A 17540-nucleotide genomic window follows, 5' to 3' on the forward strand; every position below is an offset into this window, starting at 1 on the left:
ATTCGAGACGCAACGAGCAAAGCCTGTGCCGCCGGTGCGGGGGCGCTTCTAGGCGTTCAGGGCAGCGCCAGTTCCCGCGCGCCTTCGGACGCGGCCCAGCGCTCCTTCACCGACCAGCGCCGGTCGGAACCCGGCTCGACGATCGTCAGGCGGCCATCCGACGAGAATGCGCCGGTATCGATATAGACCTGCGAGCCAATCGTCCTGACGTTGCGCGTCGGCGTGTGGCCGCAGTAGGTGAGCGACAGGCCGACCTGGCGCGACGGATCGGCGCTGCCGAGCGCGAGGCCGCGGCCCCACAGCAGCGTATTGCGGATTTCGCCGGGGAATTCCGCGACTTCGAGATCGGCGTCGGAACCGAAGAACTCGGCGTGCAGCACGTTGAAGCGCTCGGCGCCGTCGCCGACGATGCGCACGAGCGGCAGCACCGAGAGCCGTGCGGCCAGTTCCGACAGTTGATCGTCGGCGACGGTTTCGGCCCACGCGCCGCCGATCGAGTACCACGCCTGACGGCGCATCCTGCCCGACGCGACCGCGATCAGCGCATCCTCGTGGTTGCCGAGGACCGGGAAAAACCACGGCTTGTCGATCAGATTGATCGCGGCGAGCGAATCCGTGCCGCGGTCGATCAGATCGCCGACCGAAAAGAGGCGGTCGCGCGCGCCGTCGAAACCGATTTCGGTGAGCAGATAGCGCAAGGCATCGACGCAACCATGCAGGTCGCCGACCACGAAGTCGCGACCGAGCTTGTTGGCCGGATGCCAGCGAACGGCAGGATGAGTAGGAGCATTCATGCGAATGATCTTAACGCCGTAAAACGCCAGCATGTGCGCGTTTGGACTCTTTCGCAACGCGAATTTCGACGCGACTTTTTGCCGAAGACAGCACCGGCTTTCGGTAATGACGGGATTTCGAGTAAAACATGCCACGAAAAGGACCCCATCCAGCGAAAGCGTGAATTTTTTGCGATACGACACGCCTTTTCGTATTCCGATATAAAGACCGCGCTTCGGAACATTCGTGCAGCGCTTTGAAAGGCATCTGGACAATAATCCGCTGCCTCCGTCCCGACCGCCGAAACATGAACCTGATCCCGACCGTCTTTCGTTATCGCCCGCGCGCGCTGATCGCGCTTGTCATTGGCGTCGTCGCGGCGATCCTCGCGCCGCTGCCCGGCTCGGCCATCGTCCGCACGCTGCTCGGCTGGGACACGGCGGTCTGGCTCTATCTGATCCTGATCTGGGTGAAGATGGCGCGCGCGCGCCAGCAGCAAGTTCAGGAACTCGCCGAGCGCGAGGACGAAAACGCGGCCGCCGTGCTGATTATCGTGAGCCTCGCGGCGATTGCGAGCATCGTGGCGATCGTCGTGGAGCTGTCGGCGGCGAAGAATGCGAGCGTCGCCATCGCGGCCGAGCACTACGCGCTCACCGGCGCGACGATGCTCGGCGCGTGGTTCCTCATCCCGACGATGTTCACGCTCCACTACGCGCGGCACTATTACCAGTCCGACGACAACGACACCGCCCTCGCCTTCCCCGACCGTCAACTGAAGCCCGGCTACTGGGATTTTCTGTACTTCTCGTTCACGATCGCGGTCGCCTCGCAGACCGCCGACGTCTCGCTGCGCTCCACCGAGGTGCGGCGCACCGCGCTCGCGCAGTCGGTCCTGTCGTTCTTCTTCAATCTCGCCGTGCTGGGCCTGAGCGTCAACATCGCGGCGAGCCTCGTCGGCGGCAACTGACGGCGCCCGCAACGTCACTGTCACATCCGCGCCCTAAGCTCATTCGGAAGGCTTCCGAATGAGCTTCCCGCAGGCCACCGTGTAAAAACGAGACGGCCGCCGCAGTCAGTTTTACACGCCGGGCGAACGGCCATTTTCGCGATCCGCTTAACAGCGCGCGGCGCCGTCCGCTTTCCCCAGTTCAATCGAGCGCGTGCCGCATGGCACACGCCTTGCTCTAGAGAGTCCCGCCAAACCAAAAACAACTTGATGAAGCGCCGCGAACGTGCGGTCCGGAACTGTCCGGATACGCCATCGACGGGCTTCCTCTCTCGATCCGGGAGCCGAATTTTGTCCTTGAATGTTCTGCTTATCGCCTCAGAAGCCGTCCCGCTCGCGAAGACCGGAGGCCTGGGCGACATGGTGAGCGCCTATGCGGCCGCGCTGCGCGAAGCGGGCGTCGACGCCACGATCCTCATGCCGGCTTACCCCGGCGCGGTCGCGGCGGCGGAAGGTCTGCACAAGGTTTGCGCGTTGCCGGGGCTTCCCGGTGGCGACGCTGCGCTGTTGCGAGGCAGGATGCCCGATACCGGTGTGCCGCTCCTCCTCGTGCGCAACGACGCGCTCTATGCGCGCGCCGGGCTTTATCAGGACGAACACGGACGCGACTACACCGATAACGCCGTGCGTTTCGCCGCGTTGTCGACGGCTGCGGTGCGCATCGCGCAAGGCCTGCGCGGCGTGAAGAAGCCGCACGTCGTTCACGCGCACGACTGGCACTCGGGCCTCACGCCGCTTCTGATGAAGCACGCGGGCGTGCAGGCGAAGAGCGTCTTCACGATCCACAATCTCGCGTTCCAGGGCAACTACGCGCTCTCGCTCGGCGCCTCGCTCGGCGTGCCGGCGCCGTGGCTCGGGCCGGCGCTCGCCGAACCGAAGAGCATCGAGTTCTACGGCGCGCTGAGTCTGATGAAAGCGGGCATCGTCCACGCCGATTCGGTCACGACCGTGAGCGAAACCTACGCGCGCGAAATCCTCACGCCGCGCTTCGGGCATCTGATGGAAGGCGTGCTGCAAAGCTGCGCGGACAAACTCATTGGCGTCACCAACGGCATCGACGAGAAGACGTGGAATCCCGCCACCGATCCGCTGATCGCCCGCAACTATTCCTTCGACGACATGCGCGGCAAGCACGCCTGCAAGCGCGCGCTGCAGCAGATGTTCGGCCTGCCCGCCGACCCGTTCGCGCCGCTCGTCGCCATCGGCAGCCGGATGACGGGGCAAAAGCTCGCAGACGTGGTCGTCGAAGCCATTCCGCAACTACTCGACAGGCACGCGCGTCTGCAGATCGCCGTGATCGGCAAGGGCGAAGCGTATATCGAACAGGGCTTCCGGCGGCTCGCGCAGGACTGGCCGGACCGCGTCGGCGTGCATATCGGGTATGACGAACGGCGCGCGCACGCGCTGCACGCGGGCGCCGACATCCTGCTGCACGGCAGCCGCTTCGAGCCCTGCGGCCTCACGCAGATCTACGCGATGCGCTACGGCACGGTGCCGGTGGCGTCGCGCGTGGGCGGCCTCGCGGACACCATCGTCGATGCGGCCGATCTCGCTCTCGCGATGCCGCGCGAAGCCACTTACGACACGCCCGTCGTGTACCCGCACAACGTCGCGCCGACGGGCTTTTTGTTCGACGGCGAGACGGCTCACGATGTGATCGCGGGCGCAACCCGGGCAATCGATGCCTTCATGCGGCCCCAACAATGGCGCACACTGCAACGCAACGCGATGTCGCGGGACTTCGGCTGGGCGCAGCCGGTCGCGCGATTCGTCGGACTGTATGCCGAGCTCGCCGGTGCCCGTCCGGCGAAGTCCGCGCTCGGTGTGCGGCACGCGTCCGGACCTGCCCAGCCGGAATTCGCGCAACCCGCGACGGGCGCGTCCGCGGAGCGCGTCGTGCGCACTGCCTGATCTTTCGTCTGAGAAGAGCGCGGCTTTTCGAAAACTGCCTGAACGAGCCGCCCCAAGACGGGCGGCTCGGAACTATCGCCGGCTCGCCGCCGGATGCGGCACGCTACATGCTGCATCGGCCCGTGCGACCCTGGCGCCGCACCGAATGGCGTATCGCTCGAAAGCGGTGCTCGCCGCATGCGTGACCCCGGAAAGGTGATGCTCCAAACACTCTGAGGCCCGTCTGCGGCAGCCGTCCGATGCGGATTGGCTCTTTGCCGCCCGTGAGCGTGATCGCGATTGCTGACCCGCATCCCCGCCACCGCAGGACGACTCTGGAAAAGACGAACGATGGAAAACCATCCCGCCCATCATGCGTACGCGCCGCGTATTTATTTCATCGACCCGCTGCTCGTCGGACCGCTTGCGCGGTGGCCCGCTCACTTCGAGCACGCGGCCGCCCTCGGCTTCGACCACGTCCTGATCGGCTCACCGTTCGTGCCCGGCGCGAACGGCCACAGTCAGACCGTCTCGGATCACCATCGTCTGCATGCCGTCTTCGAATCCGATGCGAGCGCAAGCGAGGGCCTCGCGCAACTCGCCGCCGCCGCGAAAGCGCACGGCCTGACGCTTCTCGTCGATATCGTGATCGACCGGGTGAGCAGCGACGGCGGCCTCTATCACGAGAACAAGCACTGGTTCCTTCCGTTCGAAAGCGCCGAAGCGCGGCTCGATCCGCGTCATCCGCCGCGCGAGGAGAATGTCGCCCACGCGAACTTCGGTGACGGCGAAGCCGCGCATCAGCTCACCGAATGGTGGGCACGCGAACTCCTGCTGCTCGCCGATGCCGGTATCGGCGGGTTTCGCTTCGACGCGCCGCACAAGGTGCCCGCGCATGTCTGGCGGCGGCTCGGCGCGGCGGTGCGGGAACGGCATCCGGACACGAAATGGCTCGCGTGGACGATCGGCATCAGCCGGCACGATCTGCACGGCCTGACGGACGCGGGCTTCGACGCCGTGTTTTCGTCGTCGCGCTGGTGGGATTTCAGGAGCGCATGGCTCGTCGACGAGCACGCCGCGCTCTCGCACGTCGCGTCGCCGATCGCGTTTCCCGAAGAGCCTTACGGCGCGCGCCTCCTGTCCGACCTGCCCGACACGGGCGACACGGCGCTCGTCGAGCGCGCGTACCGCCGCGCGCTCTTCGCGGCGACCGCGATCGGCACCGGCCTGCTCGTGCCGATGGGATTCGAATACGGCGTCGGACTGCCGATGTCGTATCAGTACGGCGTCGCGGCCGAATTCGAGCGCGCGCGCGAACAGGCGCGCTTCGATCTGTCGAAGGACATCGCGCGCGCGAACGCGTTGCAGCGCGACGTCCCGACGCTCGCGACCATCGGCGAAATGCGCGCGCTGACCGGCGCCGGCACGCCGTTCGCGGCGCTCGTGCGCGCGAACGGGCCGGATTTGCGTCTCGCCGATGCCGCCGCGCTGATCGTCGTCAATCCCGATCTTCATTCGCCGGTGTACGTCGATCCGCTGCATCTTCTCGAAGCGGTGCCGGGCAGCTTTACGCGGTTCGCAGCCCTCGGGGAAACCGGCGCGACGCAGGCGCGTCTTGCTCCGTTCACGCTCGCTGCGGGCGAGACCCGGCTCTTTCGCGCCGCGTCCGAGCCGTTCGTGCTGCTCGCGCAGCCGCAGGTCAAGCGCGGCTCGAAGGCCGCCGACAAGAAGTCCGTCACCGAGGCGGTTTCAGCGCCTCGGGTCGCCATCGAGAGCGTGACGCCGTCGGTCGATCACGGGCGTTTTCCGGCGAAGCGCATCGTCGGCGAGGCGGTCGAGGTGCAGGCGGCAATCTTCGCCGAAGGTCACGACAAGCTCGCGGCGGCCGTCCAATGGCGCGCCGCCGACGAAACCGACTGGCACGAAACGCCGATGACCCTCGTGCAGCCGCTCGGCCGCGATCTCTGGACGGCGCGGATTCCACTCGATCGCGTCGGGCGTCACGAATTCACGGTGATCGCGTGGCGCGACGACTTCGCGTCGCTCGTCGATCACATGCAGAAGAAGCTGAACGCCGGGCAGACGGTGGAGCTGGAGATCGAAGAGGCGCGGCATCTGTTCGCGCTGATTCTCGCCGAAGTGCAGACCGCCGAGGGCGCCTCGACCGAGCCGCTCGAAAGTCTCGTCAAGGAGTTCACGAAAGCGGCGCCCGAACGCAAGCTCGAGATCGTGCTCGGCGCCGAAACCGCGAAGGCGATCGCCGCCGCGCGCCACCGGCCGTTTTTGTCGCGCGACCCGGTGACCTATCGCGTCGACGCGGAACGGGCGGCCGCGCGCTTCGCGAGCTGGTACGAGATCTTCCCGCGTTCGATGAGCGACGACGAAAGCCGCCACGGCACGTTCGTCGACGTGATCGGAAAGATGCCGCGCATTCGCGCGATGGGATTCGACGTGCTGTACTTCCCGCCGATCAACCCGATCGGCGTCGCGAATCGCAAGGGCAAGAACAACACGCTGACGGCCCAGCCGGGCGATGTCGGCAGCCCGTATGCGATCGGCGGCAAGGAAGGCGGGCATACGGCCGTGCATCCGGAACTCGGCACGCTCGACGACTTCAAACAGATGCTGGAGAGCGCGCACGCGCATGGCCTCGAAATCGCACTCGATTTCGCGGTGCAGTGCTCGCCGGACCATCCGTGGCTGAAGGAGCATCCGACCTGGTTCGCCTGGCGGCCCGACGGCACGCTGCGTTACGCGGAGAATCCGCCGAAGAAGTATCAGGACATCGTGAATCCGGACTTCTACGCGAAGGATGCGAAGCCCGAGTTGTGGACGTCCTTGCGCGACGTGTTCCTGTTCTGGGTCGCGGCGGGCGTGAAGATTTTCCGCGTCGACAATCCGCACACCAAGCCGTTTCCGTTCTGGGAGTGGGCCATCAACGATGTGCGCGCGCGGCATCCCGATGTGATCTTCCTGTCGGAAGCGTTCACGCGGCCGCGCGTGATGAACCGGCTGGCGAAGCTCGGGTTCTCGCAGTCGTACACGTACTTCACGTGGCGCGAGTCGAAGCGCGATTTCATCGAGTACATGCACGATCTCACGCAGACCGACGCCCGCGAATTCTTCCGCCCGAACTTCTTCGTCAATACGCCGGACATCAATCCGCGCTTCCTTCAGCGTTCCGGGCGCGCGGGGTTCGTGATCCGCGCGGCGCTTGCGGCGACGTTGTCGGGACTGTGGGGCGTCTATAGCGGCTTCGAACTGTGCGAAGCCGCGGCGCTGCCGAACAGCGAAGAGTATCTCGACTCCGAGAAGTATCAGTTGCGTGCGTGGGACTGGAACCGGCCGGGGAATATCGTCGGGGAGATTACGGCGCTCAATCGCGTGCGGCGGGCGAATCCCGCCTTGCAGACGCACCTCGGCGTCAATTTCCTGCCCGCGCACAACGACCAGATCCTGTACTTCGAGAAGTCGAATGCGTCGGGCGATAACGTCGTGCTGGTCGCCATCAATCTCGATCCCTTCAACGAGCAAGGGGCCGACATCGAATTGCCGTGGCAGACCCTCGAACGCTGGGGCGTGCACGAGTGGGACGCGCTCGCGGTGGAGGATCAGATCACCGGGCAGCGCTTTGAATGGCGCGGGCGGCGGCAGCACGTTCGGCTCGATCCGAACTCGTTGCCGTTTGCTATTTGGCGCATCGCGCCGGTGTGGGGCTTGCCGAAGCCATCGGTTGAACTGTGAGGGCGCTGGCGCTTTGGGTGGGTTGTTCGTTTGGTGTGCAGGCGGTTGCTGGGAACTTGCCTTCTTAGTGGTCTATTAGCGCTGTCCCTGTCCGGGGCAGTGCAAACAGACCGACGCAAATACAGGTTCCACGGAATCACGAGCGCACCGGGCAGTGTCCAGCATCAACACCACCCCGCCCAAGCGCCAGCGAAAAAACAACGAACGGAGCGATACATTGTGAAACGCAACAAGTCCTCGACTCTCAGCAACGATCCGCTCTGGTACAAGGATGCGATCATCTACCAGGTTCACATCAAGTCCTTCTTCGACGCGAACAACGACGGCATCGGCGACTTCCCCGGCCTTCTCGCCAAGCTCGACTATGTGGCGGAACTCGGCGTCGACACGATCTGGCTGCTGCCGTTCTATCCCTCGCCGCGCCGCGACGACGGCTACGACATCGCCGACTACCGAAACGTCCACCCCGACTACGGCACCATCGCCGACGTCAAGCGCTTCATTCAGGAAGCGCACGCGCGCGGCATCCGCGTGATCACCGAACTCGTCATCAATCACACGTCGGATCAGCACCCGTGGTTCCAGCGCGCGCGTCACGCCAAGCCCGGGTCGAACCACCGCAACTACTACGTGTGGTCCGACACGGACAAGAAGTACGAAGAAACACGCATCATCTTCATCGACACGGAACCGTCGAACTGGACCCACGATCCGGTCGCGGGCCAGTACTACTGGCACCGCTTCTTCAGCCATCAACCGGACCTGAACTTCGATAACCCCGCCGTCATGAAGGAAGTGCTGCAGGTGATGCGCTTCTGGCTCGACATGGGCATCGACGGTCTGCGGCTCGATGCCGTGCCCTACCTCATCGAACGCGAAGGCACGAACAACGAGAACCTGCCGGAGACGCACGCGATCCTGAAGAAGATCCGCGCGACCATCGACGCGGAATATCCGAACCGCATGCTGCTCGCGGAAGCGAACCAGTGGCCGGAAGACGTGAAGGAGTATTTCGGCGACGAAGACGAATGCCACATGGCGTTCCACTTCCCGCTGATGCCGCGCATCTACATGTCGATTGCGAGCGAGGACCGCTTCCCGATCACCGACATCATGCGCCAGACGCCGGACCTCCCCGAGTCGAATCAATGGGCGATCTTCCTGCGCAATCACGATGAACTGACGCTTGAAATGGTCACGGATTCGGAACGCGACTACCTCTGGAACACCTATGCAAGCGATCGCCGCGCGCGCCTGAATCTCGGCATTCGCAGACGTCTCGCGCCGCTGATGGAACGCGACCGCCGGCGTATCGAGCTGATCAACTCGCTCCTGCTTTCGATGCCGGGCACGCCCGTCATCTACTACGGCGACGAACTCGGCATGGGCGACAACATCCACCTCGGCGACCGCGACGGCGTGCGCACGCCGATGCAATGGTCGTCGGACAGAAACGGCGGCTTTTCGCGCGCCGATCCCGAACAGCTCGTGCTGCCGCCCGTGATGGGCTCGCTCTACGGCTATGACGCGGTCAACGTCGAATCGCAGAGCCGCGACCCGCATTCGCTGCTCAACTGGACGCGCAAGATGCTCGCGGTGCGCCGCTCGAAGCACGCGTTCGGACGCGGCACGATCCGCTTCCTGCGCCCGAACAACCGCAAGATCCTCGCGTATCTGCGCGAACTGGAAGGCGAGCCGCCCGTCCTGTGCGTGGCGAATCTCTCGCGCGCGCCGCAGGCGGTGGAACTCGACCTGTCGGAATTCGCGGGCTCGGTGCCGCTCGAAATGACCGCCGACTCGCCCTTCCCGGCAATCGGCCAGCTCACCTATCTGCTGACCTTTCCGCCCTACGGCTTCCTCTGGTTCCAGCTGTGCCCGGGCAACCTGCGTCCGGCCTGGAGTCAGGCGCCGTCCGAGCAACTGCCCGAATTCGTCACGATGGTGATTCGCGCGGGACAAACCGGCCCGACGCCCGAAAACGTGCGCCTGCTCGAATCGGAGGTACTGCCGTCGTATCTGAGCAAGCGGCGCTGGTTCGCATCGAAGGATCAGAAGCTGCATCGCGTGCGACTCGCCGCGCTCACGACCATCGAAGGCGCGGGCTTCGCGTTCACCGAAATCGAAGCCGATGTCGGCGATCACACCGAGCGCTACGTGCTGCCGCTCGCGATTGCCTGGGGCAGCGAAACCACTTCGCCGCTCTACATGCAGCTCGCGCTTGCGCGCGTGCGGCGCAACCGCAATATCGGCCATCTCACGGATGCGTTCGCCGTGCCGTTCTTCGCCTACGGCGTGCTGAAGAAGCTGCACGAGCGCGCCGTCGTCCCGACCGTGCAGAAGAGCGAAATCCGCTTCATTCCGACCGAGCGACTCGCCGAACTCGACTTCAATCCGCAATCGCCGCCCGAAATCCGCTGGCTCGCCGCCGAACAGAGCAACAGTTCGCTCGTGATCGGCGATCGCGTGGTGCTGAAACTCGTGCGGCGGCTCGTCGGCGGCATTCATCCGGAAGCGGAAATGAGCCGCTATCTGACGAAGCTCGGCTACGCGAACACCGGGCCGCTCTTCGGCGAAGTGGTGCGCGTCGATCCGGAGAACGTGCCGCACACGCTCGCGATCCTGCAGGGCTACATCGACAATCAAGGCGACGCCTGGAACTACGCACTCGACTATCTGCGACGCACCGTCGACGAACTCGCGGTGGCCGTCGATTCCGAAGAGCACGCGTCGGACCGTATGAACGAAGTGCAGGGCTTCGAGGGCTACCGAGCGATTTCGGGCATCATCGGCCGGCGGCTCGGCGAACTGCACGTCGCGCTCGCCTCGCCCACCGACGACGAAGCGTTCTCGCCCACGCGCGCGACGAAGGAAGACGTGCACGACTGGATCGAAGGCACGCTCAAGCTGCTCACGACTGCGCTCGACATCGTCGAGCAGAAGAAGGGCGACTTCAACGAGCACGACCGTTTCCTCGCGCAAAGCTTGACCGACCGGCGCGACAGGCTGATCGACGCGGTGAAGAAACTCGTGCCGGACGACGCCGATGCGCTGTGCATCCGCATCCACGGCGACTTCCACCTCGGCCAGGTGCTGATGGCGCAAGGCGATGCGTTCCTGATCGACTTCGAAGGCGAGCCGGCGCGTCCGCTCGACGAGCGCCGCAAGAAGACGAGTCCGCTGCGCGATGTCGCGGGACTCTTGCGTTCGCTGTCGTATGCGAGCGCCGCCGCGCAACCGACGACGGAAAACGCCCCGCAGCAGACCGCCGATCGCAAGCGCGCGCTCTTCGAGCGTCTGCGCGTGCATGCCGAGGAGAGCTTCTTGCTTCAGTATCGCGAAGCGCTCGAACAGTCGCCGGAACCGATTGCGGGCGAGTCCGTCTACACGGCGCTGCTCGACCTGTTCCTGATCGAGAAGGCCGCCTACGAAATCCGCTATGAAGCGGCGAACCGCCCGACCTGGATCGGCCTTCCGCTGCGCGGCCTCGCTTCGCTTGCGAGCCGCCTGCTCGGCGATACGGGCGCGCCGCCCGCGCCCGGCACGCGACACGTGATCGAAGCCAACAAGGATACGTCCGATGGAACCCAACATGAATAAGCGCAGTGATGCGAGAGACCCTGCGGAAGGGCTGCATTCGCTCGACATCGATGCTCTCGTCGAGGCTCGCCATCCCGATCCGTTTTCGAAGCTCGGTCTGCACCAGACCGACTCCGGTCATGTCGTGCGCGTGCTGCTGCCCGGTGCATCGGGCGTCACCGTGCTCGACCGCGAGTCCGGCGCGCCGCTCGGCAGCCTGACGAAGATTCACGACGCGGGCCTCTACACGGGCTTTGTCGAGAAGCCCGCGGCTTACCGCCTGTCGATCGACTGGCACGGCACGCCGCAGGACACGCACGACACCTACGCGTTCGGCCCGGTTTTGTCGGACGACTGGCTGAATCGGCTGACCCACGGCGATCCTTACGCGGTGATGCACACGCTCGGCTCGCGTCCGTGCACGCACGAAGGCGTGGCCGGCGTGCGCTTTGCCGTGTGGGCGCCGAATGCGCGGCGCGTCTCGCTGGTCGGCGACTTCAACTCGTGGGACGGACGCCGGCATCCGATGCGTCTGCGTCACAACGCGGGCGTGTGGGAGCTGTTCGTGCCGGGGCTGGGCGCGGGCACGCGCTACAAGTACGAGATCGTCTCGCGCGACGGCCACACGCTGCCGCTCAAGGCCGACCCTTGCGCGATGCAGAGCGAGAAGCCGCCGGCGACGGCATCGGTCGTCGCCGATGCGGACGCCATCGACAGCTTCGCCTGGACCGACGACCAGTGGATGCAGGAGCGCGCCGCGCGGCAGACGCCCGCCGCGCCGATCACGATCTACGAAGTGCATGCCGAATCGTGGCTGCGCGTGCCGGAGGAAGGCAACCGCGGCATGAACTGGCACGAGCTTGCAGAGCGTCTGATTCCGTACGCCAAAGGCATGGGCTTCACGCACCTCGAATTCATGCCGATCGCCGAGCATCCGTTCGGCGGATCGTGGGGGTATCAGCCGCTCGGGCAGTTCGCGCCGTCCGCGCGCTTCGGCACGCCGGAGCAGTTCGCGGAATTCGTGAACCGCGCGCACGAAGCGGGGCTGGGCGTGATTCTCGACTGGGTGCCCGCGCACTTTCCGAACGACGCCCACGGCCTCGTTCATTTCGACGGCACGCCGCTCTACGAGCACGCCGATCCGCGCGAGGGCTATCACCAGGACTGGAACACGATGATCTACAACCTCGGCCGCAACGAGGTGAGCGCGTTCCTGATCGCATCGGGCCTGGCGTGGCTCAAGCGCTATCACGTCGATGGACTGCGCGTCGACGCGGTTGCCTCGATGCTCTATCGCGACTACTCGCGCAAGGCCGGCGAGTGGGTGCCGAACATTTACGGCGGGCGCGAGAATCTGGAATCGATTGCGTTCCTCAAGCGGCTCAATCACGAAGTCCGGCAGATTCCGGGCGCGATGACGATCGCGGAGGAATCGACGGCCTGGCCGGGCGTGACGGCTTCGGTGGAAAACGGCGGCCTTGGCTTCGACTTCAAGTGGAACATGGGCTGGATGCACGACACGCTGCACTACATGGAGGAGGACCCGGTCTACCGTCAGTATCATCACCACATGTACACGTTCGGCATGGTGTACGCGTATTCCGAGCGCTTCGTGCTGCCGTTGTCGCATGATGAAGTGGTGCATGGGAAGGGTTCGCTGATCGGCAAGATGCCGGGCGACCGCTGGCAGAAGTTCGCGAACCTGCGCGCGTATCTCGGCTTCATGTGGACGCATCCGGGCAAGAAGCTGTTGTTCATGGGCGGCGAGTTCGGACAGTTCGCGGAATTCAATCACGATGAATCGCCGCACTGGCATCTGCTGGACGATGCGTTCCACGGCGGGCTGCAAAAGCTCGTGCGCGACCTTAACCGGCTTTACGGCGAAGAGCCTGCGCTGCACAAGCTCGATAGCGATCCGCGCGGCTTCGACTGGCTCGTCGGGGACGACAACGCCAACAGCGTTTATGCATTCCGGCGCACGGATGGCGAAGGGCGCGAGCTCGTGGTGGCGTGCAATCTGACGCCCGTGCCGCGGCTCGGATACCGGATCGGTCTGCCTCGCGGCGGACGGTGGAGCGAAGTGCTCAACTCGGATTCGTCGATTTATGGCGGGTCCAACATGGGCAATGCGGGCGTCATTCATGCCGATGACTTCGCAAGTCATGGGCGGGCTTTCTCTGCTGCGCTGACGTTGCCGCCGTTGTCTACGATTGTGCTTCGGGCTGATTGAACGCGCGCTCGTGCTTCGATGAAAGAGAAGCACGAGCGCACCAGCGGGTGTCCAACGTCCAACCTCAGAAAGCGCGAGCAAAAAACCCAATGAACGCATTACCTGAGAGGTTGCTCCCGGGCGCGCCCTACCCGCTCGGAGCCAACTGGGACGGACTCGGTGTCAACTTCGCAGTGTTCTCGTCGAATGCGCACCGCATCGAGGTCTGTCTCTTCGACAGTACCGGCCGCAAGGAACTGATGCGCTTCGACCTGCCCGAATGCACGGACGAAATCTGGCACGGCTACCTTCCGGGCGCGCATCCCGGCACCGTCTACGGCCTGCGCGCGCACGGACCGTATCAGCCGCAACACGGTCATCGCTTCAATCCGCACAAGCTCCTGCTCGACCCCTACGCGAAAAAACTCGTCGGCCCGTGGCGCTGGTCCGACGCGCTTTTCGGCTATCGCGTGCACTCGAACCGGCTCGACATGTCGATGGATCGCCGCGACTCCGCGCCCGCGATGCCCAAAGCCATCGTCACCGACGACGCCTTCGACTGGTCCCGCGACGTGCGCCCCGACACGCCGTGGGGCGAAACCATCATCTACGAAACGCATGTGCGCGGCACCTCCATGTTGCGCAACGATATTCGCCAGCACGAACGCGGCTCGTTCGCGGCGCTGTCGTCGCCGTGGTTCATCGAGCATCTGCAGAACCTCGGCATCACCGCGGTCGAATTCCTGCCCGTCCACGCGTTCCTGAACGACCGCTTCCTCGTCGAGCGCGGTCTGCGCAACTACTGGGGCTACAACACGGCCGCGTTCTTCGCGCCCGAGCCGTCGTATCTCTCGACGCACCGGCTGAACGAAATGCGCATCGCCGTGCGGCAACTGCACGCGGCGGGCATCGAAGTGATCCTCGACGTCGTCTACAACCACACGTGCGAAGGCAACGAACTGGGCCCGACCGTTTCCTGGCGCGGACTCGACAATGCGAGCTATTACCGCCTCATCCCCGGCGACGAGCGCCACTACATCAACGAAACCGGTTGCGGCAACACGGTCAACCTGTCGCATCCGCGCGTGTTGCAGATGGTCATGGACTCGCTGCGCTACTGGTGCACGGCGTTCAACATCGACGGCTTTCGTTTCGATCTCGGCGTCACGCTGGGCCGCGAAGGCCACGGTTTCGACCCCGGTTCCGGCTTCTTCGACGCGATCCGCCAGGACCCCATCCTTTCCACCCGCAAGCTGATTTCCGAGCCGTGGGATATCGGCCCGGACGGTTATCAGGTCGGCAATCATCCGCCCGGTTTCGCGGAATGGAACGACAAGTACCGCGACGGCGTGCGCCGCTTCTGGCGCGGCGACGCAGGCATGCGCCCGGACCTGGCCGCGCGCCTCACCGGATCGGCGGAGCTTTTCAACCGGCGCTTCAGGAAACCGTGGGCGTCGGTCAATTTCGTTGCGTCGCACGACGGCTTCACGCTCGCCGATGTCACGGCCTACGAGCACAAGCACAACGAGATGAACCAGGAAGGCAACAACGACGGACACAACGAAAATTGCAGCGCAAACTGGGGCGTGGAAGGCCCGACTGACGACCCCGAGATCCTCGCCACCCGCGGCCGCATCGCGCGCTCGCTGATCGCCACGACGCTCCTGTCGCTCGGCACGCCAATGCTGCTCGGCGGCGACGAATTCGGACGCTCGCAGCGCGGCAACAACAATGCGTACTGCCAGGACAACGAGGTTTCGTGGATCGACTGGGAAGCGGCGAATTCGCCCGCTGGCCGCGCGCAGACGGAATACGTCGCGCGCGTCATTGCACTGCGCAAAAACTACCCGGTGCTGCGCGAAACGCGCTTCCTCTACGGCGACCGCGAGGTGCTGCCGGGCCTCTACGACGTCAGCTGGTTCGACGAGCGCGGCATGGCGCTGACGATCGAGGCATGGCAGGACCCCGAAGGCCGCGCGCTGACGCTGCGCCGCGCCGGCCCGGGGCTGTCGGGCGAAACGGACGTGATCCTTTTGATGATCAACGCGTCGTCGCAAGCGCTCATCTTCGCACCGCCCCCGCCTCACTTGGAATGGAACGTGCTCCTGGATAGCGCGGCGCCCGACGGGCCGCAGCGGCCGCTCGTCGGCAGCGAACTGGAGGTGGCGGCGCACAGCATCGTCGTGCTGCTCGCCCAGCCGACCGGCGACGCAGACTGGCAGGCCGTCTGGATGGCGGGCGCGCATCAGGGGCCGCGGCTTCTGACGGCGCTGCCGCCCGACCCCGGCACCCTGCCGAGCCGCCGCCCGCCCGATATTCCGTCGGAGCATGCATTCGGCGCGACGCCGGATGCACCGCAACGAACCACTTGAAACGACCCAGGCGCAGCTTTGCAAGGCAAACGAAAACGGCAGGAAACCATGTCCGAATGTCCTATCGATCCGCACAAGCACCACTACTCGTACTGCCTGCCGTTCGGCGCGCACGTGACGGGCGCGGCGCAGGAAACACCCCGGACGCGCTATCGTTTCTGGGCGCCTTCGCGCGAGACGGTGCAACTCGAAATCCACGGTGAGGCGAACACCACGCCGACGCTCGTCGACATGGAGCCGGCCGGCGACGGCTGGTTCGAAGCCGAAGCCGACGGCGGCGCGGGCACGCGCTACCTGTACCGGCTCGACGAGAAGCTCGCGGTGCCCGATCCGGCGTCGCGCTTCCAGCCGGACGACGTACACGGCCCGAGCGAAGTGATCGATCCGCGCGCCTATCGCTGGACCCACACGAACTGGCACGGCCGGCCGTGGGAAGAGACGGTGCTCTACGAACTGCACGTCGGCGCAATGGGCGGCTACGCGGGCGTCACCGCGCGTCTGCCGGAGCTCGCCGAACTCGGCGTGACGGCCATCGAACTGATGCCGCTCAACGATTTCTCCGGCACGCGCAACTGGGGCTACGACGGCGTGCTGCCCTACGCGCCGGACTCGTCGTATGGCCGTCCCGACGACCTGAAAAAGCTCATCGATACCGCGCACGGCCTCGGTCTCATGGTGTTTCTCGATGTCGTCTACAACCATTTCGGGCCGGACGGCAACTATCTGAGCGCGTATGCGAAGACGTTCTTCCGCGAAGGCGTGAACACGCCGTGGGGCCCGGCGATCGACTTCGAGCGCCCGCAGGTGCGCGATTTCTTCTTCGACAACGCGCTCTACTGGCTGCGCGAATATCGCTTCGACGGCCTGCGCCTCGACGCCGTCCACGCGATCAACGACGACGAATGGCTGCGCGAACTCGCGCATCGTGTGCGCGGCGCGGTCGAAACCGGGCGCCACGTGCATCTGGTGCTCGAAAACGAGCACAACACGTCGAACCTGCTGGAGACGCATTTCGACGCCCAGTGGAGCGACGATTCGCACAACACGCTGCACGTGCTCCTGACGGGCGAGAGCGAGAGCTACTACGGCGCCTACGTCGACAAGCCGATCGACAAGCTCGCGCGCGTGCTGTCGGAAGGTTTCGTGTATCAGGGCGAGCCCTCGCCGATTCACGACGACAAGCCGCGCGGCGAGCCGAGCGCGCATCTGCCGCCGACGCGCTTCGTGATGTTCCTGCAGAACCACGACCAGGTCGGCAACCGCGCGATGGGCGAGCGTCTGCGCTCGCTCGTCTCCGACGAGGCGCTTTTCGCCGCGACCGGCCTTCTGCTGCTGTCGCCGCAGATTCCGATGCTTTTCATGGAGGAGCAGTACGGCTCGAAGCAGCCGTTCCTCTTCTTCACCGACTACCACGACGAACTCGCCGATGCCGTGCGCGAAGGGCGTCGCCGCGAATTCGCGAAGTTTTCCGCGTTCACCGATGAAAAGCGCCGCGCGCAGATTCCCGATCCGAACGACGAAGGCACGTTCAGGATGTCGTCGCCGCGCCCGACTGAAGCCGAAAGCGACGCCGACCGTCTCGAATGGCTGCATTTCTATCGCTCGGGCCTCGCTGTGCGCGCGAAGTTGATCACGCCGCGCCTGAAGGATGCGAAGGCGATCGGCGCGACGGTCATCGGCGAGAAGGCGCTCGTCGCGCGCTGGCGGCTCGGCGACGGCGAAACGCTTTGCATCGCGCTCAATCTCGGCGAAACGGCCGTCGCGCTCGGCGAGATGCCGGCCGGCAAGATCATCTTCGAGACGCCGGCCCGCGCGCAGGATCGCGCGAAGCGCGGCGAACTGGGCGAACGCACGTTCGTCGCCTGGCTGACGGGCGACGTCAACGACTACGCCATCGCCCACGACGCGCGCCGCTTCGAGCACACCACCACCGAGGGACACGCCTCGTGAGCCCGACCACCGCCAAACC

Annotated in this window: 8 protein-coding genes; 7 read left to right on the forward strand and 1 reads right to left on the reverse strand. The window is 65.2% G+C overall.

Annotated features, from left to right (window positions below):
* Nucleotides 1-56: 56 nt before the first annotated feature.
* Complete coding sequence (locus QCE48_RS29035; RefSeq protein WP_309781891.1) at nucleotides 57-794, reverse strand: metallophosphoesterase; 738 nt, start codon at nucleotides 792-794, stop codon at nucleotides 57-59.
* 287 nt (nucleotides 795-1081) lie between these two features.
* Between QCE48_RS29035 and QCE48_RS29040 the strand changes: the two genes are divergently transcribed.
* From QCE48_RS29040 to treZ, 7 genes are all read left to right on the forward strand, one after another.
* Entirely contained in the window at nucleotides 1082-1741 is a 660-nt protein-coding gene (locus QCE48_RS29040; protein ID WP_309781890.1) for a DUF1345 domain-containing protein, read from the forward strand.
* Between the two features lie 330 nt (nucleotides 1742-2071).
* Nucleotides 2072-3691, forward strand: coding sequence for a glycogen synthase GlgA (glgA, locus tag QCE48_RS29045; RefSeq protein WP_309781889.1), 1620 nt, complete (start codon nucleotides 2072-2074; stop codon nucleotides 3689-3691).
* 330 nt (nucleotides 3692-4021) lie between these two features.
* On the forward strand, nucleotides 4022-7414 hold the full coding sequence (locus QCE48_RS29050; protein WP_309781887.1) for a maltotransferase domain-containing protein: 3393 nt from the start codon (nucleotides 4022-4024) through the stop codon (nucleotides 7412-7414).
* Nucleotides 7415-7549: 135 nt separating this feature from the next.
* Nucleotides 7550-11011, forward strand: coding sequence for a maltose alpha-D-glucosyltransferase (gene treS, locus QCE48_RS29055; RefSeq protein WP_404982287.1), 3462 nt, complete (start codon nucleotides 7550-7552; stop codon nucleotides 11009-11011).
* Nucleotides 11004-13220: a 1,4-alpha-glucan branching protein GlgB gene (gene glgB, locus QCE48_RS29060; protein ID WP_309781881.1), complete on the forward strand. Its 2217-nt coding sequence runs from the start codon at nucleotides 11004-11006 to the stop codon at nucleotides 13218-13220. The genes treS and glgB overlap by 8 nt, the downstream gene beginning before the upstream one ends.
* 89 nt (nucleotides 13221-13309) lie before the next feature.
* Complete coding sequence (gene glgX / locus QCE48_RS29065) at nucleotides 13310-15571, forward strand: glycogen debranching protein GlgX (protein WP_309781880.1); 2262 nt, start codon at nucleotides 13310-13312, stop codon at nucleotides 15569-15571.
* A gap of 48 nt (nucleotides 15572-15619) precedes the next feature.
* Nucleotides 15620-17521, forward strand: coding sequence for a malto-oligosyltrehalose trehalohydrolase (gene treZ, locus QCE48_RS29070; protein WP_309781879.1), 1902 nt, complete (start codon nucleotides 15620-15622; stop codon nucleotides 17519-17521).
* Nucleotides 17522-17540: the final 19 nt, after the last annotated feature.

Origin of the sequence: Caballeronia sp. LZ024 (genome assembly GCF_031451455.1) — a bacterium.
In the GTDB taxonomy this organism is placed as follows: Bacteria; Pseudomonadota; Gammaproteobacteria; order Burkholderiales; family Burkholderiaceae; genus Caballeronia; species Caballeronia telluris.